This is a genomic window from Enterobacter cloacae complex sp. P27C, from assembly GCF_014895705.1.
Classification (GTDB): Bacteria; Pseudomonadota; Gammaproteobacteria; order Enterobacterales; family Enterobacteriaceae; genus Enterobacter; species Enterobacter bugandensis.
On sequence record NZ_JADBQB010000005.1, the window covers coordinates 279,503 to 300,262 of the forward strand.

Annotated in this window: 22 protein-coding genes and 2 pseudogenes; 10 read left to right on the forward strand and 14 right to left on the reverse strand. The window is 52.0% G+C overall.

Features of this window, described 5'->3' with window-relative positions:
- Position 1 precedes the first annotated feature (1 nt).
- Complete coding sequence (nifJ, locus tag IM291_RS12460) at positions 2-3,526, forward strand: pyruvate:ferredoxin (flavodoxin) oxidoreductase (protein WP_192971139.1); 3,525 nt, start codon at positions 2-4, stop codon at positions 3,524-3,526.
- Between the two features lie 389 nt (positions 3,527-3,915).
- Positions 3,916-5,055, forward strand: coding sequence for a porin OmpC (gene ompC / locus IM291_RS12465; protein WP_028013315.1), 1,140 nt, complete (start codon positions 3,916-3,918; stop codon positions 5,053-5,055).
- A 332-nt stretch (positions 5,056-5,387) separates the two neighbouring features.
- Here ompC and IM291_RS21940 read toward each other — a convergent pair whose 3' ends face one another.
- The 6 genes and pseudogenes from IM291_RS21940 to IM291_RS21945 all read right to left on the reverse strand — a co-directional run.
- Positions 5,388-5,465 carry a hypothetical protein gene (locus IM291_RS21940; protein ID WP_223239581.1) on the reverse strand — a complete coding sequence of 26 codons (78 nt, stop codon included), beginning with the start codon at positions 5,463-5,465 and terminating at the stop codon, positions 5,388-5,390.
- 68 nt (positions 5,466-5,533) lie between these two features.
- A complete protein-coding gene (locus IM291_RS12470; RefSeq protein WP_048999945.1) occupies positions 5,534-5,956 on the reverse strand; it encodes a GFA family protein in 423 nt (140 codons plus the stop codon).
- A gap of 3 nt (positions 5,957-5,959) precedes the next feature.
- On the reverse strand, positions 5,960-6,157 hold the full coding sequence (locus tag IM291_RS12475; RefSeq protein ID WP_028013317.1) for a hypothetical protein: 198 nt from the start codon (positions 6,155-6,157) through the stop codon (positions 5,960-5,962).
- A 64-nt stretch (positions 6,158-6,221) separates the two neighbouring features.
- Positions 6,222-6,650: a VOC family protein gene (locus tag IM291_RS12480; protein WP_028013318.1), complete on the reverse strand. Its 429-nt coding sequence runs from the start codon at positions 6,648-6,650 to the stop codon at positions 6,222-6,224.
- A 94-nt stretch (positions 6,651-6,744) separates the two neighbouring features.
- Positions 6,745-7,089 carry a DUF1294 domain-containing protein gene (locus tag IM291_RS12485; RefSeq protein ID WP_192971141.1) on the reverse strand — a complete coding sequence of 115 codons (345 nt, stop codon included), beginning with the start codon at positions 7,087-7,089 and terminating at the stop codon, positions 6,745-6,747.
- A 127-nt stretch (positions 7,090-7,216) separates the two neighbouring features.
- Positions 7,217-7,306 (reverse strand): annotated as a pseudogene (locus tag IM291_RS21945) (ABC transporter); the annotation flags it as partial.
- On the opposite strand from IM291_RS21945, the pseudogene IM291_RS21950 reads away from it, so the two are divergent.
- The 3 genes and pseudogenes from IM291_RS21950 to IM291_RS12495 all read left to right on the forward strand — a co-directional run.
- Positions 7,303-7,476 (forward strand): annotated as a pseudogene (locus tag IM291_RS21950) (site-specific integrase); the annotation flags it as partial. The pseudogenes IM291_RS21945 and IM291_RS21950 overlap by 4 nt on opposite strands.
- Before the next feature lie 295 nt (positions 7,477-7,771).
- On the forward strand, positions 7,772-8,443 hold the full coding sequence (locus IM291_RS12490) for an SOS response-associated peptidase (protein WP_192971142.1): 672 nt from the start codon (positions 7,772-7,774) through the stop codon (positions 8,441-8,443).
- A gap of 117 nt (positions 8,444-8,560) precedes the next feature.
- On the forward strand, positions 8,561-8,833 hold the full coding sequence (locus tag IM291_RS12495; protein ID WP_048998595.1) for a hypothetical protein: 273 nt from the start codon (positions 8,561-8,563) through the stop codon (positions 8,831-8,833).
- A 380-nt stretch (positions 8,834-9,213) separates the two neighbouring features.
- Here IM291_RS12495 and IM291_RS12500 read toward each other — a convergent pair whose 3' ends face one another.
- On the reverse strand, positions 9,214-10,143 hold the full coding sequence (locus IM291_RS12500) for an AraC family transcriptional regulator (protein ID WP_048998593.1): 930 nt from the start codon (positions 10,141-10,143) through the stop codon (positions 9,214-9,216).
- 142 nt (positions 10,144-10,285) lie between these two features.
- Between IM291_RS12500 and IM291_RS12505 the strand changes: the two genes are divergently transcribed.
- Positions 10,286-11,137 (forward strand): aldo/keto reductase, encoded by an 852-nt coding sequence (locus tag IM291_RS12505; RefSeq protein ID WP_048998602.1) that lies wholly within the window; start codon positions 10,286-10,288, stop codon positions 11,135-11,137.
- A gap of 30 nt (positions 11,138-11,167) precedes the next feature.
- Positions 11,168-11,875: an isochorismatase family protein gene (locus tag IM291_RS12510; protein WP_226837284.1), complete on the forward strand. Its 708-nt coding sequence runs from the start codon at positions 11,168-11,170 to the stop codon at positions 11,873-11,875.
- Positions 11,876-12,204: 329 nt separating this feature from the next.
- Here the strand turns inward: IM291_RS12510 and IM291_RS12515 are convergent, their stop codons facing one another.
- The 4 genes from IM291_RS12515 to IM291_RS12530 form a co-directional block, all read right to left on the reverse strand.
- Positions 12,205-12,837, reverse strand: coding sequence for a TetR/AcrR family transcriptional regulator (locus IM291_RS12515; protein WP_048998599.1), 633 nt, complete (start codon positions 12,835-12,837; stop codon positions 12,205-12,207).
- Positions 12,837-13,229, reverse strand: a complete 393-nt coding sequence (locus tag IM291_RS12520) for a DoxX family protein (RefSeq protein ID WP_192971143.1) — start codon at positions 13,227-13,229, stop codon at positions 12,837-12,839. Before IM291_RS12520 ends, IM291_RS12515 begins: the two co-directional genes overlap by 1 nt.
- Before the next feature lie 152 nt (positions 13,230-13,381).
- Positions 13,382-14,650 (reverse strand): Y-family DNA polymerase, encoded by a 1,269-nt coding sequence (locus tag IM291_RS12525; protein WP_028015885.1) that lies wholly within the window; start codon positions 14,648-14,650, stop codon positions 13,382-13,384.
- A 2-nt stretch (positions 14,651-14,652) separates the two neighbouring features.
- On the reverse strand, positions 14,653-15,072 hold the full coding sequence (locus IM291_RS12530; RefSeq protein WP_023618012.1) for a translesion error-prone DNA polymerase V autoproteolytic subunit: 420 nt from the start codon (positions 15,070-15,072) through the stop codon (positions 14,653-14,655).
- Between the two features lie 354 nt (positions 15,073-15,426).
- On the opposite strand from IM291_RS12530, the gene xisR reads away from it, so the two are divergent.
- From xisR to ttcA, 3 genes are read left to right on the forward strand one after another with little or no spacing between them, the layout of a single operon-like run.
- Positions 15,427-15,639 carry an excisionase family protein gene (gene xisR, locus IM291_RS12535; RefSeq protein ID WP_014884030.1) on the forward strand — a complete coding sequence of 71 codons (213 nt, stop codon included), beginning with the start codon at positions 15,427-15,429 and terminating at the stop codon, positions 15,637-15,639.
- 1 nt (position 15,640) lies between these two features.
- Positions 15,641-16,879: a site-specific integrase gene (locus IM291_RS12540; RefSeq protein ID WP_049119903.1), complete on the forward strand. Its 1,239-nt coding sequence runs from the start codon at positions 15,641-15,643 to the stop codon at positions 16,877-16,879.
- A 49-nt stretch (positions 16,880-16,928) separates the two neighbouring features.
- A complete protein-coding gene (gene ttcA / locus IM291_RS12545; protein WP_028013348.1) occupies positions 16,929-17,864 on the forward strand; it encodes a tRNA 2-thiocytidine(32) synthetase TtcA in 936 nt (311 codons plus the stop codon).
- 42 nt (positions 17,865-17,906) lie between these two features.
- Here the strand turns inward: ttcA and dbpA are convergent, their stop codons facing one another.
- From dbpA to zntB, 3 genes are all read right to left on the reverse strand, one after another.
- The gene (gene dbpA, locus IM291_RS12550) at positions 17,907-19,280 is read right to left on the reverse strand and encodes an ATP-dependent RNA helicase DbpA (protein WP_192987016.1); all 1,374 of its coding nucleotides are present in this window, start codon (positions 19,278-19,280) and stop codon (positions 17,907-17,909) included.
- 27 nt (positions 19,281-19,307) lie between these two features.
- The gene (locus tag IM291_RS21955) at positions 19,308-19,472 is read right to left on the reverse strand and encodes a hypothetical protein (RefSeq protein WP_320699664.1); all 165 of its coding nucleotides are present in this window, start codon (positions 19,470-19,472) and stop codon (positions 19,308-19,310) included.
- A gap of 291 nt (positions 19,473-19,763) precedes the next feature.
- Complete coding sequence (zntB, locus tag IM291_RS12555) at positions 19,764-20,747, reverse strand: zinc transporter ZntB (RefSeq protein WP_047368662.1); 984 nt, start codon at positions 20,745-20,747, stop codon at positions 19,764-19,766.
- Positions 20,748-20,760: the final 13 nt, after the last annotated feature.

Sequence of the window (20,760 nt, forward strand, 5' to 3'; positions counted from 1 at the left end):
TATGCAAACTATTGACGGTAATGGTGCAGTTGCCTCAGTCGCGTTTCGCACCAGTGAAGTTATCGCCATCTATCCGATCACGCCAAGTTCAACTATGGCCGAGCAGGCGGATGCCTGGGCGGGAAACGGGTTAAAAAACGTCTGGGGCGATGTCCCGAGAGTGGTTGAAATGCAGTCTGAAGCGGGTGCGATTGCTACGGTCCACGGTGCGCTGCAGACTGGCGCGCTTTCCACGTCGTTCACCTCCTCTCAGGGATTGCTGTTGATGATCCCAACGCTGTACAAACTCGCGGGACAACTGACCCCCTTCGTCCTGCACGTCGCGGCGCGTACGGTGGCCACCCACGCACTCTCAATTTTTGGCGATCACTCGGACGTGATGGCCGTGCGCCAGACCGGATGCGCGATGCTGTGTGCCAGCAGCGTTCAAGAAGCGCAGGACTTTGCCTTAATTTCGCATATCGCCACGCTCAAAAGTCGCGTGCCGTTTATTCACTTCTTTGATGGTTTCCGTACCTCTCACGAAATCAACAAAATCGTCCCGCTGGCTAACGAGACTATCCTTGAGCTTCTGCCGCAGGCGGAAATCGACGCGCATCGCGCCCGCGCCCTTAACCCGGAACATCCGGTAATTCGCGGGACATCGGCAAACCCGGATACTTATTTCCAGTCACGCGAGGCCACAAACCCGTGGTACAACGCGGTTTATGACCACGTCGAGCAGGCAATGAATGACTTTGCCGCCGCAACCGGACGCGAGTACAAGCCGTTCGAATACTACGGCCATCCGCAGGCCGAGCGCGTGATTATGCTGATGGGATCCGCTATCGGCACCTGTGAAGAAGTCGTTGACGAGCTGCTGACCCGCGGCGAAAAGGTCGGCGTGCTTAAAGTGCGTCTTTACCGCCCGTTCTCGGCTAAACATCTGCTCTCTGCCCTGCCGGAAAGCGCGCGTACCGTGGCGGTGCTCGATCGAACCAAAGAGCCGGGCGCACACGCGGAACCGCTGTATCTTGACGTGATGACCGCCCTCGCTGAAGCCTTTAATAACGGCGAACGTGAAACGTTACCGCGCGTTATTGGCGGTCGCTATGGCCTGTCTTCCAAAGAGTTTGGGCCGGACTGCGTGCTGGCCGTGTTTAACGAGCTAAGGGAAGCGAAACCCAAGCCGCGTTTCACGGTCGGCATTTATGATGACGTAACGAATCTTTCCCTGCCTTTACCGGAAAATACCCTGCCTGCGACGGCCAAACTTGAAGCGCTGTTCTACGGCCTGGGCAGCGACGGCAGCGTCTCGGCCACCAAAAACAACATCAAGATCATCGGCAATTCAACCCCGTGTTACGCGCAGGGTTACTTCGTCTACGACTCCAAAAAAGCTGGCGGTCTGACCGTTTCTCACCTGCGCGTCAGCGAGCAGCCCATCCGCTCGGCCTACCTTATTTCTCAGGCCGACTTTGTTGGCTGCCATCAGCTGCAGTTTATCGACAAGTACCAGATGGCTGAGCGCCTGAAGCCCGGCGGTATTTTCCTCCTCAATACGCCATACAATGCGGATGAGGTCTGGGCGCGCCTGCCGCAGGAAGTACAGACGGTGCTGAATCAGAAAAAAGCCCGATTCTATGTGGTTAACGCGGCGAAAATTGCCCGCGAATGTGGCCTGGCCGCGCGTATTAATACCGTCATGCAAATGGCCTTCTTCCATCTGACCAATATCCTGCCGGGCGACAGCGCGCTGGTGGAACTTCAGGGCGCCATCGCCAAAAGCTACAGCAGCAAGGGGCAGGAGCTGGTAGAGCGAAACTGGCAGGCGCTGGCGCTGGCGCGCGAGTCGCTGTTCGAGGTGCCGCTGCAGCCGGTCAATGACGCCAGCCCGAATCGCCCTCCGGTGGTCTCGGATTCCGCACCTGATTTCGTGAAGACCGTCACGGCCGCCATGCTGGCCGGGCTGGGTGACGCCCTGCCCGTCTCTGCGCTGCCGCCGGACGGAACCTGGCCGATGGGCACCACCCGCTGGGAAAAACGCAACATCGCCGAAGCGATCCCCATCTGGAAAGAAGAACTCTGTACCCAGTGTAACCACTGCGTCGCGGCCTGCCCGCACTCGGCCATTCGCGCCAAAGTGGTGTCACCGGAAGCAATGGAAGATGCCCCGGCCAGCCTGCACTCTCTGGATGTAAAATCCCGCGACATGCGCGGCCAGAAATACGTTCTGCAAGTCGCACCGGAAGACTGCACCGGGTGTAACCTGTGCGTTGAGGTTTGCCCGGCGAAGGACAGGCAGAACCCGGACATCAAAGCCATCAATATGATGTCGCGCCTTGAACACGTTGAAGAAGAAAAAGTGAATTATGACTTCTTCCTGAACCTGCCGGAAATCGATCGCAGCAAGCTGGAACGCATTGATATTCGTACCTCGCAGCTGATCACGCCGCTGTTCGAGTACTCCGGCGCATGCTCCGGCTGCGGTGAAACGCCGTACATCAAACTGCTTACCCAGCTGTATGGTGACAGGATGCTGATTGCCAACGCCACCGGCTGCTCGTCTATCTATGGCGGTAACCTGCCCTCCACGCCGTACACCACCGATGCGAATGGGCGCGGTCCGGCATGGGCTAACTCGTTATTCGAGGATAACGCCGAATTTGGCCTGGGCTTCCGACTCACCGTTGACCAGCACCGCGCGCGCGTGATGCGCCTGCTTGAACAATTTGCCGATAAGATCCCGGCTGAACTTAACGCGGCGCTACACGCAGAAGCCACGCCAGAGGTTCGTCGCGAGCAGGTAGCTGCACTTCGCAGCGCACTCAAGGGAATTGACGGCGCTGAACAGCTTCTGACCGACGCTGACGCCCTGGTCGAAAAATCGATCTGGCTGATTGGTGGTGACGGCTGGGCTTACGACATCGGCTTTGGCGGGCTGGATCATGTATTAAGCCTGACCGAAAACGTCAACATTCTGGTTCTGGATACGCAGTGTTATTCCAATACCGGTGGGCAGGCATCGAAAGCCACGCCGCTGGGCGCCGTCACGAAATTTGGTGAACACGGTAAACGCAAGGCACGTAAGGATCTCGGCGTGAGCATGATGATGTACGGCCACGTTTACGTCGCGCAAATCTCGCTGGGGGCGCAGCTTAACCAGACGGTGAAAGCCATTCAGGAGGCTGAATCGTATCCGGGGCCGTCGCTGATCATTGCCTACAGCCCGTGCGAAGAGCATGGCTACGACCTGGCCCTCAGCCACGATCAGATGCGTCAACTGACGGCCACCGGCTTCTGGCCGCTCTACCGGTTCGATCCGCGCCGTGCGGACGAGGGCAAATTACCGCTGGCGCTGGATTCACGTCCGCCGTCAGATGCCCTGGCAGAGACGCTGATGCAGGAACAGCGCTTCCGCCGTCTGAATGCGCAACAGCCTGAGGTGGCAGAACAGCTCTGGAAAGACGCCGCCGAAGATCTGCAAAAACGGTATGACTTCCTGGCACAAATGGCGGGTAAAGCCGAAAAATCAACCAGCGACTAACTCCACTGCCCGGCTTGTCCGGGCATTTTTTTGCCATAAAAAAAGCCCGATGTCTTCACATCGGGCTAATCCAGATAATTAATGAATCTCTCTTTAGTTTCCCAAATGACATTCACGATAATTATGGATAAATAATCTTAAAGGCATATAACGGCGCAGAGATTACCTGATTTAATCACCAATTAATAATTTTTATTTAATATGAATCATTTTCAATCATTCACCACAACAATGATCATTTCCGTGGATTTATTCCTTTGAGATTTTACTCAATTAGTAACAATTATATTTTATTACTCTTTCACAGGAGTGATTTAGCATGGGACAACTTTCGGTTTCAGAAAGTTCAACAGGTAATCAAATAAAAACAACTGCAAAGGAATATCACGATGCAAAGAAAAGTACTGGCTCTGATGATTCCAGCTCTGTTAATGGCTGGCGCCGCGCATGCGGCAGAAATTTATAATAAAGACGGCAACAAATTAGATCTGTACGGAAAAGTAGATGGTCTGCACTATTTCTCCGATGATGCCTCTAAAGACGGCGATCAAACCTACATGCGTCTGGGTTTCAAAGGTGAAACGCAGATTAACGACATGATGACCGGCTACGCGCAGTGGGAATATAACATTCAGGCGAATAACACCGAAGGGTCTGATAATCAGTCCTGGACGCGTCTGGCCTTCGCGGGTGTCAAAGTGGGTGACTACGGTTCCTTCGATTATGGTCGTAACTATGGCGTGCTGTACGACGTGGAAGGCTGGACCGATATGCTGCCTGAGTTCGGTGGCGACTCTTACACCTATGCGGATAACTTTATGACCGGCCGCGCCAACGGCGTGGCAACCTACCGCAACACTGATTTCTATGGTCTGGTGCAGGGTCTGAACTTCGCGCTGCAGTATCAGGGCAACAATGAAGATGCCAGCAACAATCAGGAAGGCACCAACAACGGCCGCGACATGCGTTATGAGAATGGTGACGGCTTCGGTATTTCAACCACCTATGATTTCGGCATGGGGTTCAGTGCCGGTGCCGCCTACGCCTCATCTGACCGTACAAATGACCAGGTAAGCGCAGGTACTGGCGCTGCATCTCAATATGCGGGTGGTGATAAAGCGGATGCCTGGACTGCTGGCCTCAAATATGACGCAAATAATATCTACCTGGCGGCGATGTATTCTGAAACCCGTAATATGACGCCGTACGGTTCAGGTGATAGCAAATCAGGCGGTGGTATTGCCAACAAAACTCAGAACTTCGAAGTGACCGCACAGTACCAGTTCGATTTCGGTCTGCGTCCGGCCATTTCTTACCTGCAGTCTAAAGGGAAAGACCTGGGCAACGGTCAGGGCGATCAGGACCTGGTTAAATATGCGGACGTAGGCGCGACTTACTATTTCAACAAGAACATGTCCACCTACGTTGATTATAAAATCAACCTGCTGGATGAAGATGACAGCTTCTACAAAAACAACGGTATCAGCACCGACGATGTCGTTGCATTAGGCCTGGTTTACCAGTTCTGATGGTCAGAGCCCGCATGACGCTGCGGGCTCTCCTTTTTTTGATGTTTGTCTCACAACAGCGCTTTATCGCGATATTGTTGAGGATAAGTTGAAAGAAAGCGGGTTAGACTGCGCCGATATCCCCCTCTTCATTAAGGATACCTGCGTTGTTTGGTCGTATATCCGTTACCATTCTGACACTTTTAGCATGCTTGTGGATGGCGTTAATCTTTGATTTTCGAGATATTGTCGGGCATCTCGGCACGCTGCTAAACCATCTGGATCACCATTAACAGTGATTCCCAGAAAAAAGCCACCAGCAGTGCCGGTGGCGGTCATACGCATTTCGAGCGTTATTTTTTCACGGGTTGAGGTTTTTTATCCCCTGATTCCGGGGCCTCACGCGGATCGTCTTTTTCTACACAGAGCATAATTTCTCCTGTTTTAGAAACCCACTTCCCACTATAGCCAGGCTGATAAAAAAAAGGCCAGGCGGTGATTAATCTTGATTGATCTCTTTTTTGCGAAACGAGAGATAGCCAAAAACGCCGCTTTCGCCGTCGCTCGGATGGTTTACGCCATCCATCACCGTCACTTCTGGGAAATCAAACGGCGACACATTTTTAAAACAGGCCACATTGACGCCGTATTCATTTGGGTTAGAGCGACGCTGATGGAACGTGTAAATCCCGCAGACCGAGCAGAAGAAATGCCGCGCCGTCCCCGTGTTGAACCGGTACTCCGTCAGCTTATCCTCACCTCTGGTCACGGTGATACCCGACAGCGGTGCAGAGACCACAATCGCGCCCCGCATACGGCAAAAAGAGCAGCTGCAGCGCCGCGCGGTATTCAAGCCGTCAGTCAGTTCGACGGTAAAGGCCACCGCACCACAGTGGCACTGTGCATGACGAATGTCAGCCATTGGCTATACCCCTTTTCTTACCAGTTCGGCAGCTTTGAGAAAAACCTCATCTTCTACACCATCGCCTTTCTGCCTGCCCAGCCTGACAAGTTCGTTGACAATGCTGTCACGATCGATCGTTTTTTGCGATGAAACCAGCCCTATAACGGCAGCCCCAATCGCCAGCCCCACTAATCCTGTTTGTTCGTCTTTGTTCTTCATACTCATGCTCCTGATACAACAAACAAGCGTAGCAGGATTTTTCAGACCGTTTTCAGGCGTTTTACTATTTCGCCTGGATCGCTGTTATTCCGACACGCTGGCCGTATGAAAGCTCTAAGGTATTACCGTCAGGATCGGCAAAAAATACATAATAGCCGACGGGGTCACCCAGATCTTCCGGCGCTTTCCTCAACACCCCTTCTTTAGCGGCCATCGCAGTTTTTCTGTCAATTTCTTCGCGCGTGGCGCAGGCAATCCCAAGGTGGCCAAAATGCCCCAGCGGCGTATCGGTCACGGTGTCCGCTTGCACCAGAACCAGCGCAAAAGGACGCGTATGGTCAGTTAGCCACGCCACTTTACGGGCAGTTGGAAGATCGGGCTCACGCGAATGGATGACGTCCATCCCGGCATATCGGCGATAGAAAGCAAGGCTCTTCTCCAGATCCCTGACCATAAACGCAACATGAGTGAATCCTACATCAATATCTTTCATTTTAAGATGTTACTCCTGTATCAACATGTCGTAGCCATCTTAAAAGCTTAAGTTAACTTGAGGTCAACGGTGAATTTGTGCGTCCTGATGACGTTCAAAAAAGAATAAAGGGAAAGAAATGATAAAGCGCCGCCGTGGCTGAAATATTCACGACGATGCTCAGCAAAAACCAGGTTTTGAAGGGTTGCTTCTGCGTTTTATGGCGAAAGAGCTGTTGGCCCAATATGGCGCCTGGCCACCCTCCCACAGTACCAAACGTCAGTAAAGTGACTTCCGGTATCCTGCGCATCGCTTTTCGTGCCGCCGTTTTGTCGACACCATAAATCGCTATCGTCAGCATATTAATCAACAGAAACCACATGGCAAAAGGATACGAGGAAAAAAAGCTGCCGATCGCAGCGAAGATCAGCAGAACAAAACAAAAGCGATTTAATGTCATAGGGTCAGTCACGGAATATGTAAGCGTATGTCGGGAAAGCATTATACGCTATCTTACGCATTATCCGGTCAGGTGCTATCAGCCCGCTATTGCATGCGGGCATCAAAATGAATGACCTCTTCGACGCACCGAATTGCATTTTGTGAAGCTTCGCATACGCGCCATCATGAGCAAGCAGTACCTTATGGCTTCCGCGTTCAACGATAACGCCAGTTTGTTTTGGTCCCCCCTCTCCCGGATGGCGAACAGAAAGCCGACTACGCTTTATTAGCTATTGCGCAGAGTGTAAAACGTGCTGGCATTCGCCGCCGGAATCCGTACCATACGCGGCATACTTTTGCCTGCTGGCTATTATCTGCCGGCGCTAACCCGTCTTTCGCCGCTACTGGCTCCGAAGGTAGTAATAAATGCAAGAAAATCAATCTAATACAAAGAAAGAGCAATACAACCTGAACAAGCTACGCTGATTTTGCCAACCCATTGATATCATTGATTTTATCATTTAATTCAATTAGTTATAGCATAATAACTTCTCCCTGAAGCTACCCAGAACTACATTTTTTGTGCCCTTTTTTTGCCCCTATTTCGCATTTTTGCCCCTAAATTTGCCCCTAACTTTACTCAGTACGTACCTCTTTTTCTCCCTGCCCTATACTTTCAGTCTGACTGATTGGAGGTTTCTATGTGTGGACGTTTTGCACAAGCACAAACCCGTGAAGAATATCTGACTTACCTGGCCGACAAAGCCGATCGTGACATTGCCTATGACCCGGAACCTATTGGCCGGTACAACGTGGCGCCAGGTACCAAAGTCCTGCTGCTGAGCGAACGCGACGAGAAACTGCACCTTGATCCAGTTTTCTGGGGTTACGCGCCCGGGTGGTGGGGTAAGCCGCCACTGATTAACGCGCGCGTCGAGACGGTGGCCACCAGCAGGATGTATAAACCTCTCTGGCAGCATGGCCGGGCAATTTGCTTCGCTGATGGTTGGTTCGAATGGAAGAAAGAAGGTGATAAGAAACAGCCTTATTTTATCCATCGGGCAGACGGCCAGCCGATTTTTATGGCGGCGATCGGCAGCACACCGTTTGAGCGAGGCGATGAAGCAGAAGGTTTTTTGATAGTAACGTCTGCCGCTGACAAAGGCCTAGTGGATATACACGATCGGCGGCCGCTGGTACTGTCACCTAGAGCGGCGCGCGAGTGGATGCGTCAGGATGTCGGAGGGAAAGAAGCTGAGGAGATAGCAGCCGATGGTGCTGTGTCAGCCGACAAGTTTATCTGGCACGCAGTGACGCGCGCCGTTGGAAATGTGAAGAATCAGGGGCCGGAGCTAATCGAGGTATCACAATAGTAAGGTCAAAAGAGACGTGTCACGTCCGAAATGAGCGAGAAGCGGACATTGAGAATCATTTCCTGTGCCGACGTTTTATGTTTTCCTTCGCTTAGGCAACGGAACAAGGAACTCACCGTGAAAATTTACTGGACCCTGAAAAGTATTACCGAACTAAAAGACTTATCTTATCGGGAGCGCGGAAGACGGTGGCGGAGCGCGTATAAATCGGTCTTCCGGCACTGGCAAACCTGGGGAGGCCTCGCCCTCTGCGCGGCCTTCGGCGGCGCGGGAGCGTACTTTGGCGGCATAGCAGGCACCGTAATATTTTCTGGGCTCGGCGGCTTTATTTATGGACAGATCGTGACACACGTTATCCTGAAATATTATCGGCACCGGCTACAGGGCTAAGCCAACTGATTTGTCAGGCCAGGAAGAGTTCCAGGCTCATCAGGCTGCAAGTGATAGGTCTTCGTTCAACGCGTCTCATTGAATGCCACGCGGGATCAACTCATAGTCAGCCAGTTGTGCCGGACTGGTATCCCTGAGCTGTGGGAAAGGTCTACGGAAAATATGAGTTTTGGATCAGGAAATCCTCAATCGTGCTGATTATACCGGGAGAATGAGATTTTCTGGATGATATGAAAACACATTGATCAAAAATCCCTGAACCGCAGGATTAAAGAGCTTCATCATTGATGTTCCTGTAAAACTCAGCATACCTGTCAATTTATATTAATGTCCTGCTCTCCATTGATTAATGGCCCGGACTCAGACCTGCTTCCAGGCGGTTACTCCGTGCCGGTAAGATCGGGGGATCCCGGATGCTGATCGCGGTAAAGTCGCGGAGCCACGCCATAAACGCGTTTGAAGGCCGTACTGAAAGTGCTTTCCGAGTGATACCCCAGCTTAAAAGCAATCAGCTTTACAGACTCCCGGGTGTGCCTCAGGGATTTACCTGCAAGCCGCATTCGCCAGTTCGTCAGGTACAGGAGAGGCGTAAGCCCGGTAGTGTCCTTAAATTTTCGTGAAAAACCAGCCCGCGATATACCGGCTATGGCCGCCATTTCGCTCAGACGCCATGTTTTTTCTGGCTCCTGATGGAGTGCTCTGAGTACCCTGTTGATCCGGATATCGGTATAGCTGGTGAGTACCCCGTCACCACTCCGGTTATTTTCCATTCCGTTTCGTAACACCTCTATCATAATAAGGTGCATGAGATGGTCACAGGCCTGAGAAGCGCCTGGCTTTTCTGACACTTTCTCATTGAATAAAAGGGTCATCAGGGTGCTGAGGGACGAATTTTCTTTTGCATAGGTATCAAAACGGAGCACCAGAGGCAGATCCTGAAGCAGAAGATCAGAGGCGGCGGAGTCAATCTCCATTTTTCCGGCCAGCAGCAGATTATCCTCGCCGCCGTAGTTGACCGTTTCCCTGACTCTGGGGCGTTTTTTCTCCAGGGACTCTTCCACCGGACAGGTGACATCTGTGGCCATCATAAAACATGCGTTTCGGGTGAGGATCACGCCCGTGCCAGCCTCCATTCTCATCCATTCGGGCTCGGCTTCAGGTCTGAACCAGAACGCGCCCTTCCTGATGTAAATGAATTTCAGGCCATTAAAGCCTGGAAAAGCCATGTGCCAGTGATGACCGGCCGACAGGCCAGCGGTGGCATAACTGCGGGCTGAAAGCAGGTTGAGGATATCAGAAAATGGATCCATTAGATTTTTTCAAATGTGATTTGGACTTAACGTTATTAATAAGCTAATCCGGCTGCCGTAGGATAGCAATATTCCGTGAGCCCTTGAACAAGAGCTCAGCCCTGTAAGGGTCAATGATGACTAACGTGAAAGGAAAATGCTGATGAAATTTACGACGCTTAATAACGGCGTTCAGATGCCCCTGCTGGGTTTTGGCGTCTATCAGATGCGCGATTTGAAACAGTGTCAGGAGGCCGTTCTTGGTGCACTTGAGACGGGTTACCGCATGGTTGATACCGCCGCAGCCTATGAAAATGAAGTGGCGGTTGGCGCAGCCATTCGCGAAAGCGGCCTGCCGCGTAACGATATGTTTATTACAACAAAACTGTGGGTTCAGGACGCCGGATATGACAAAGCCCGCAGTGCATTCATGCGCTCGCTTGAACGTCTGAAACTTGACTACCTCGATCTTTATCTTATCCACCAGCCTTATTCTGACGTTCATGGGGCATGGCGCGCGATGGAAGAGCTTTACGACGAAGGACTGATTAAATCTATCGGCGTCAGTAATTTTGCTCCGGACCGGCTGACCGATCTGGCCACCTTTAACCGTATTAAACCTGCCGTCAATCAGGTCGAAATGCACCCCTTCTTTCAGCAGGCACAGAACGTGGAATTTATGCAGGGCATTAACGTGCAGCCACAATCATGGGCCTCGTTCGCTGAAGGAAAAAACGGCCTTTTCAACAACCCGGTGCTTGCTTCTCTTGCCCGCACTCACAACAGGAGTGTGGCCCAGGTTATCCTGCGCTGGCTGATCCAGCGCAACGTTGTCGTTATTCCGAAATCAGTCAATCTGCCGCGTATTCAGGAAAACTTCAATATTTTCGATTTTTCTCTCAGTGATGCTGACATGGTGGAAATCAGCCGGCTGGATACGGGTAAAACATTATTTACTGAACACAGCGATCCGGAACGGATCAGAACTGTCGGCACAAAGATTTTTAATACCTGACTGCTTATCCGGATCTAAAGAGTGCCCGATATGAAAAGAAGATGTTTTCTCCACACGGCCAGCGCACTGCTGGGCGTTTTTGCTATGGGTTCGTCCGCACGGGCCGGAGCTACGCCCGAAAAGGAGGATGTTCTGATGAATGGCGGGCAATTACTACCTGATACGGCGAAAAGGTTCAGCGTCGAAAAAAATGACGTGATTTTTATCTTCGCCGATCTCCATCCCGGTCTGATTAACACCAGTAAGACTATGCCGCCAGAATCGCTCGCCGCAAACGTTGGTGGCCTTGCTAAAGTGGCAAAAGCTGTTTCCGCACCCTCGTTCTTTCTGACGGTTACGCAGAACGGCAGACCCGGGGAACTGGTCTCTTCTCTTTCCGGGTATGCCAGTGCAGAAAATACGATTTTCCGTAAAACAGCCGATCCGTTCCAGGTGAAAGAACTGACCGACGCCATTCATCGTACAGGACGTAAAACGCTTGTGGTGTCAGGCTATACGGCGGAAGTTGCGGTTTTGCTCACCGCGCTGGGCGGGCTCAGGAATGGCTATCATGTTTATATTCCGGTGGACTGCATCGGCAGCAGATCTTCCCGGACAGAAGACGCGGTGCTGAAGCAGGCTGAACAGGCCGGGGGAATTGTCACCTCGCTCAGTTCAGTGTCAGCCCAACTGGCTCCCGACTTTTCTCAGGAGCCCGGCAAAACCATCCTGTCTGTCATTGCGTCTGTCAGAGTCTGACCTGTTTATATATGAATGTGATCCCCTGCTTTACTGACGCCGGTACTGACTGTGGCTGCTCTGATAAAGCAGGAATCAGCCACCGGTGATCTGACATCAGGAACGACCTGATCGCGCCAGCCTGGTTATTTATTGCGTACAACGCAAAATTATTAGCTGTTTGTTAACATATTCACATTATTGTCATTTATGGCGTAATCAGCCTTTTCTTCTGCTTCATTCTTCACAATCATCGTCTTCTTACTCATGAGATCCGAGAACCCCATGAAGCGGACAACTGCGAAGATCCGCTTTGAGCGAGAAGCGGACCTTGATGTTACGCCAATATTTCAGTGCTGCTCAGTAGAGTAGGCCCTCATAAATACATCAAGAGAGTGTACCACCCTGTGTTGGATTTCTGTATCAGTTAACGACTTCCGCGCCCCGAGTTTTATTTCAAGGCTCGTCATACCAAGCCATAAACCAGCCAGATGGTCGGCGGCTTCACGGGCATTGCACTCCCTCAGCAATCCAGCTTCTATTGCTTCGGCAATAATCGTTTCCAACATCTGTTGCGCACGGCCTGGGCCGGCTGCATAAAAGCGCCCGGGCAGGTCAGGATGTCGGATTGCGGCAGAGGCAATAAGCCTGTCCCAACCGATCAGTTCTTTCTGGTTTATGAAACGTACAAACCTGCTACCAAAAGCAGTTAAAACTTCCTGTAGGGGCAGGTTGTGGCGTTGTGAAAACTCCCTGTCGCTGATGGTCAGATCTGATTCCTGTCGCAGAACAGCTTCAATCAAGGTTTCCTTGTCAGCAAAATTCGCATAAAGAGTGGCTTTCGCCACCCCTGCAATACGCGCTATTTCTGCAGTCGTGACATTAAGGCCCTTTTCCAGAAAAAGTCTTCGCGCCGCCTGCACTATAGCCTGTTCCTTCAGGAGATCTTTAGGACGGCCTTTCTGTCGTTTATTTTCATTCATCATTTGCGTCCCGAAAGCAGCATGCTCATCATTAGTCCCCCGATTACTGTAATATGCTCAAGAGCGATATGGAATTCTTGGGTACGTTTAGGTTCATTGAATGTCCAGAAAGGATGGCCCAACGGAATAGTGAGCAATGTAAATATAATCAGCAACATTGCCCCAACCCAGCCATACCCGGACCGGTCAGAAATCACCAGAGCGGATCCCCCAAGCTGAGACAGGATGGTTCCAACTGCGAAAAAGGTCGGTACGGGCAGACCGACAGCAATCATTTCCTGAACGATTACGCCAAAGTTGAACAGGCCGAAGATGCCTGCCATCCAGAAAAAAAAGGTCAGCAAAATGCGCGAGGAATAGAGCGCTGCCGAAGAAGATTTTAAAGTAAACATGAAAATGACCAAATAAATGATTAAACAGACTCGCAAGTCTACATATAATTTTCAGACTGACAAGTCTGAAAAATGCGATCGATAGTTTGTTCTACGGCAACTTAGCGCAATGGCAGCTTATGGCACAAAGCGGACAAAGACATCAGGAATACTTATCGGACTCTTAGCAGATCTGAATATCTCGTCGTATATCGAGGCGACAGCATTTCTCGCTTCATTTGCCACTGTTGCTGAATGCCCTGCCCAGCAAAGTAGAGAGTTCCTTTCCCGTCTTTAGCGTTCAGGTGATCGAGCACTTCCATCAACCTTTCGCTACCAGCCCGCGGCGCGTTCTCATCAAACAGGTTGAGCTGGGCCACACCTTGGCTGGAGAAGTCCCCGAGCATAATGCCGGCTTTCTGGTACCGGTGTCCATCCTTCCAGATTTTGTCCAGGCACTTTACCGCGGCGTTGATTATGTCGCGGGAATCCTGTGTAGGGGTGAGAAGCTTCATGGACGCGCTGTTACCGTAATATGGCTCGTTAAGCGCAAAGGGAGAGGTTTTCACGAACGCAGAAATAAAGCGGCAGTACTGATGCTCTCCCCGCAACTTTTCTGCGCCTCGGGCCGCATAACTGCAAATAGCCTGCCTCATTTGTTCGTAATCAGTGACGCGTTCACCGAATGACCTGCTACAGACGATCTCCTGCTTTGCCGGCGCAAATTCCTCCAGCTCGAGACAGGGCTCGCCGCGCAGTTCCCGGACGGTTCGCTCCAGCACGACATTGAAGTGTTTGCGGATAATCCACGTGCTTTGTTCAGAAAGGTCCAGAGCTGTTTTGATGCCCATGGCATTCAGCTTCTTACTGATGCGCCTGCCTACGCCCCATACATCTTCTACTGGCACGATGGCGAGCAATCGGCGCTGGCGGTCGATATTGGATAAATCAACTACCCCTCCCGTTTGCCGCTGCCATTTCTTCGCGGCGTGGTTGGCCAGCTTGGCCAGTGTCTTTGTCTGGGCAATTCCAACCCCGACAGTCAGGTGCGTCCGCTTCAGAACGGTAGCGCGGATTTCTTTGCCGAACTCAGTAAGATCCCGGCAATTGCGAACACCTGTTAGGTCACAAAATGCTTCATCGATACTGTAAATTTCTACGCGAGGGCTCAACTCCTCCAGTGTGGTCATTACTCGATTCGACATGTCTGCGTACAGCTCGTAGTTACTGCTGAAGCAAACAACCCCAGCGCGCCGAAATAAGTCCTTTTGCTTGAAGAAAGGCTCTCCCATTGTAATTCCAGCCGCCTTGGCCTCGGCGCTGCGCGCGATTACGCAGCCGTCATTGTTCGAAAGAACAACCACTGGCCGCCCTTTCAAATCGGGACGAAACACCGTCTCGCATGATGCGTAGAACGAATTCACGTCGCAGAGCGCAAACATACTCAGCTCGCCGATTTGACGATGAAAGTAACAACGCCGAAAACGTCCAGCGTATCTTCGCTGCCTACAACAATCGGACTGTAGGCGCTATTCATTGGGATGAGTTGGACATTTGGACGCAACTGCAAACGCTTAACAGTGAATTCCCCTTCAACCGCGGCGATGACAATGTCACCGTGCTCAGCCGTGCGCGAACTATCCACCACCAGCAGATCACCGTCGCTTATCCCGGCTTCGATCATTGAATCCCCCGCGGCTTTGACGAAATATGTAGAGCTCGGGTGAGCGACAAGTAACTCATTGAGATCGATACGCTGTTCAACGTAATCAGCTGCGGGGCTTGGGAAACCACACTGTACTAAGTCACTGAAAAGCGGAAGAGCGATAATTTCTCGCAGTTCTGTTGGCCTGATGAATTCCATTGCACACACCTCAAATACTGTTTTTATATACAGTAGTTTTATTTGTAAGTGTCCGCAAGATACAGGCCCTATCGTCACTGCTTAAAGCTTCGCCGTTTCGTTTCTAAGTTTATCTCTCGTTTCGAATTATCTCTTTTGTAAATTTTTCAATAATGGCGCAGATGTAAGCAGATCTGAGGGAGACAAAGCCCGTTAAATGCCAGAACGGGCTGCGACTGAAAGCTAAGTCTTCATGATTCCGCTATTTTTGCTTAAGCTCCTGGAGCTCTTTCTGTGTTGCCTCCAGCTGTTTAATGACGTAGTTCAGTGCCAACACGGTATCAAGCATGATGACGTTGCTACCTGAGGTGAACCATGTCGCAGGTAATTTTTAACGAAGAATGGGTTGTTGGCGCAAGGCTCACAGAAAAAACAGGCCTGACCGAACGACAGATTGAGAAGTATCGCCAGGGCTGTTGGGTGGAAGGTGTCCATTTTAAACGAGTATCTCCTTCTGGAGAAAAAACCTTGCGTGGCACAACCTGGTATAACTATCCGAGAATTAATCAGTTAATAAGGGATGCGTAAGATGTCAGCTTTGCCTACGGGTGTCGAAATCAGAAACAATAAGATTTGTATCTGGTTTATGTACCGGGGAAAGCGTTGCCGAGAAATTCTAAAAGGTTGGATTAACACCCCGGCGAACATCAAAAAAGCAGGGAATCTTCGGGCTGTGATCGTTAGCGAGATCAACCTTGGAGAATTTGATTACCACCAGCGCTTTCCTTCATCATCCAGAGCAAAAAAAACCGTAACCACTGTTTCAGTTCAAACCTTTTCAGAGCTGTGTGAACTGTGGACGAGCATTAAAGAAACCGAAATTAGCGCGAATACGATGCGTAAGACGCGCTCACAACTGGGTACGTTAATGCACATCATTAACGGAGATACGCCTGTTTCAACTATACGCCACAGCGACATTCTTAAATACAGGAAGGAGTTGTTGAATGGTGAGACACTTTACCTGACAAATCCCAGAAGCAACAAACAGGGACGCACTGTGCGTACCGTGAACAACTATATATCGCTTCTGTGCTCCCTGCTTCGGTTTGCACACAAATCTGGCTTTATCAGTGGCAAGCCCTTCGAAGGAATCAAGAAACTACACAAAGGGAAAGTAAAACCGGATCCTTTAACGAAGCAGGAGTTTAGTTTGCTTGCGGAATCCGAGCGTGGCCAAAGCCTGAATATGTGGACGTTCGCAGTTTATACTGGTGTCCGTCATGGAGAGCTCGCAGCTCTTGCCTGGGAAGATATCGACTGGGAAAAAGGTACGGCTCATATACAGCGCAATCTTAATGCCTTGGGCATGTTCGGCCCACCAAAAACCGAAGCAGGTAACCGGGTTATCACCCTTTTAGAGCCGGCACTTGAAGCCTTGAAAGCGCAGCGCAAATTGACAGCGCTACAGCCTAAAACCGAAATTGTCTTTAATCATCGCGAGTATGGCGCAGTGGAACATCAAAATCTGCGATTCGTTTTCATACCCCGGATGCGCAAGGGAGAACAGAAAGCCTACTACTCTTTATCGAGCATCGGTGCGAGATTCAACGCAGCTGTAAAACGTGCTGGTATTCGCCGCCGGAATCCGTACCATACGCGGCATACTTTTGCCTGCTGGCTTTTATCTGCCGGCGCTAACCCGTCTTTCATAGCCAGCCAGATGGGGCATGAAAACGCGCAAATGGTTTATGAAGTCTACGGTGCGTGGATTGAAGAAATGAATGGCGAACAGGTGCTGATGCTTAACGATAAGCTGGCACGCTGAAAAATTTTTGCCCCTATTATGCCCCTATTGGCTCCGAAGGTAGTAATAAATGCAAGAAAATCAATCAAATACAAAGAAAGAGCAATACAACCTGAATAAACTTCAAAAGCGCCTGCGCCGTAACGTGGGCGAGGCCATTGCGGACTTCAACATGATTGAAGAAGGCGACCGCATCATGGTTTGCCTGTCAGGGGGTAAAGACAGCTACACCATGCTGGAGATCCTGCGTAATCTTCAGCAAAGCGCGCCGGTTAATTTTTCCCTGGTGGCGGTCAACCTTGACCAGAAACAGCCGGGTTTCCCGGAGCACATTCTGCCGGAATATCTTGAACAGCTGGGCGTTGAGTACAAAATCGTCGAAGAAAACACCTACGGCATCGTGAAAGAGAAGATTCCGGAAGGGAAAACCACCTGCTCGCTATGCTCCCGTCTGCGCCGCGGCATTCTCTATCGCACCGCAACGGAACTGGGCGCGACCAAAATTGCGCTGGGCCATCACCGCGACGATATTCTGCAAACGCTGTTCCTGAACATGTTCTACGGCGGCAAGATGAAAGGCATGCCGCCTAAGCTGATGAGCGATGACGGCAAGCATATTGTGATCCGTCCTCTTGCCTACTGCCGGGAAAAAGACATTGAGCGTTTTTCTCAGGCGAAAGGGTTCCCGATCATTCCATGCAATCTGTGCGGCTCACAGCCGAACCTGCAGCGTCAGGTGATTGGCGACATGCTGCGCGACTGGGACAAACGTTATCCGGGCCGTATTGAGACCATGTTCAGCGCGATGCAGAACGTGGTTCCTTCCCACCTCGCGGACGTAGAGCTGTTCGACTTCAAAGGTATCAACCACGGCTCGGAGGTGGTGAATGGTGGCGATCTGGCGTTTGACCGGGAAGAGATCCCAATGCAGCCTGCGGGCTGGCAGCCGGAAGACGAGGACAATCAGTTCGAAGAGTTGCGTCTGAACGTACTTGAAGTGAAATAAGCGATGGGCGTCTCAGAAAGACCTTCTGAGACGCTTTATGCCTTATTTCAGCAGATGTACGCGGCAGGTTTTGCCTTTAATCTTGCCGTTTTGCAGCTGCTTCCACGCCTTATGCGCAACCGCCTGGCGAACCGCCACGTACACGTGTGCCGGATGAACCGCAATTTTCCCGATATCCGCCCCTTCCAGCCCCACATCTCCGGTCAGTGCGCCCAGCACATCCCCCGGTCGCATCTTGGCCTTTTTGCCGCCATCAATGCATAGCGTCGCCATTTGGGCCTCCAGCGGCACGAGCCTGACGTTGCCCGGCGCGTTCACCCAGTTCAGTTTGATCTGCAACATTTCTGAGAGAATATTGGCGCGCTGCGCCTCTTCCGGTGCGCAGAAGCTGATGGCCAGGCCGCTGTTTCCGGCGCGCGCGGTACGACCAATACGATGGACATGCACTTCCGGGTCCCAGGCCAGCTCATAGTTCACCACCAGTTCAAGGGATTTGATGTCCAGACCGCGGGCGGCGACGTCGGTCGCGACCAGCACGCGGGCGCTGCCGTTGGCGAAACGCACCAGCGTCCGATCGCGATCGCGCTGTTCCAGATCACCATGCAGAGACAGTGCGCTCTGCCCCGCCGCATTCAGGGCATCACAAACCGCCTGGCAGTCTTTTTTGGTATTACAGAACACTACGCATGACGCAGGCTGGTGCTGGCTCAGCAGTTTCTGCAGGAGCGGGATTTTTCCCTGCTGCGAGGTTTCAAAGAACTGCTGTTCGATGGCCGGCAGAGCATCGACGCTGTCGATCTCAATGGTGAGCGGATTATTCTGCACGCGACCGCTGATCGCGGCGATGGCTTCAGGCCATGTCGCAGAGAACAGCAGCGTCTGACGATTGGCCGGCGCGAAGCGGATCACTTCATCAATGGCATCGCTGAAGCCCATATCCAGCATCCTGTCCGCCTCGTCCATCACCAGCGTGCTTAAGGCATCGAGCGAAACGGTGCCTTTTTGCAGGTGATCAAGCAGGCGGCCGGGCGTCGCGACAATAATGTGCGGCGCGTGCTGGAGCGAATCGCGCTGTGCGCCAAACGGCTGCCCACCGCAGAGGGTTAAGATCTTGGTATTGGGCAGGAAGCGCGCCAGGCGACGCAGTTCACCCGCGACCTGGTCTGCCAGCTCGCGGGTCGGGCACAGGACCAGTGACTGGGTCTGAAACAGCGACGCGTCAATATGCTGCAGCAGACCAAGACCGAAAGCGGCCGTTTTCCCACTGCCCGTTTTCGCCTGCACACGCACGTCCCGGCCTTCAAGGATAGCGGGCAGCGCGGCCGCCTGAACAGGCGTCATCGTGAGGTATCCCAACTCGTTGAGGTTGTCGAGTTGGGCGGCAGGCAGAACATTCAGGGTAGAAAAAGCGGTCACAATAATCTCTCGTGGTCATCTTTACGGTCAGATGGCGCGTATCCTCGCAGATCTCGGGGTTCGATGCGACAATTTAATCGGTTCTTCGTCCGGCGGCGGGTCTGGCATCGGCTGCGGACGCGGAATGGGATCGGGCATCGGCACGGGATCGGTGGGGACAGGATCGGACTGACGCGCGTGTTGCTGTAGCAGAGCGAGTAAAATGCTCATCTTTCCCTCCAGGATTTGCTGTCGTCCCTTTTAGGGTAGACGCTGAGTAACAGGAGGCAAAAAAAAGCCGACTATAAAGTCGGCGTCGTACGAATCAATTGTGCTATGCAGTAATTCAAAAAAGGAAGTAAGACAATATGGAGCGCAACGCCCATCGCTTGACGTTGCATTCACCTGCGGGAGTAATATTGCACCTTACGGGGGTGATGTTTATTGACTTCGCTCAATTAAAAGAGCGTTTTAATCCTCGAAAAAGGTGAAAAAATCGTAAATTTACAGCCATTTACTACGATGCAACCACCATGCAACACCACCAATCAAAACAACTAACATGACGCAAAACGCGGTGAAGCCGTACCGATATTCGCCGCCGGGTATACCGCCCAGATTGACGCCAAAAAGCCCTGTCAGAAATGTGCTGGGTAAAAAGACCATCGCCATCAGGGACATCGTGTAGGTTCTTCTCGCCAGCGACTCCTGCATCACCTGTGCGATTTCATCCGCCATCACCGCCGTTCGGGCGATACAGGAATCAATCTCATCCAGCCCGCGGCCCAGCCTGTCAGCAATGTCCTGCATCCGGCGGCGCTGATCGTCATTCATCCAGTTGAGTCTTTCACTGGCCAGACGGGCATACACATCCCGTTGTGGCGTCATATACCGACGCATCACGATCAGCTGCTTGCGCAATAGCGCCAGAAAGCCGCGCGGCGGGATCTGCTGATCGAGCAGATTATCTTCCAGGTCGATGATTTTATCGTGCAGCTCTTCAATAAATTCGCTCGCATGATCGGTCAGGGCGTCACAGACGTCCACCAGCCAGCTGCCGCAGTCAACCGGTCCGGTCCCCTCTTTGAGGTCGTTCACAATGTCATCCAGCGCCAAAACCTTACGCTGACGTGTGGAAACAATTAGCCCATCGTCCATATAGACGCGCATCGCAACCAGCTGATCGGGACGTTCATCCGTGCTGCCGTTTATACAGCGCAGGGTGATAAGCGTCCCGTCACCCATCCTGCTTACGCGAGGCCGCAGGCTTTCCCCCGCAAGCGCATCACGTACGTTGTTAGGCAGCAGGGGAGTCGAGGCCAGCCAGTCAGCGCTGTCCGGGTGGGTATAGTTCAGATGTAGCCAGCAGGGATGCTCTTTATCAATGACATCATTATCTTCCAGCGGTCGGGCACCGCCGCGACCGTCCAGCACCCACGCAAAAACTGCGTCAGGAACGTTAAGTTCGGATCCTTTAATGCTCTCCACAGCGCCTCCCCTG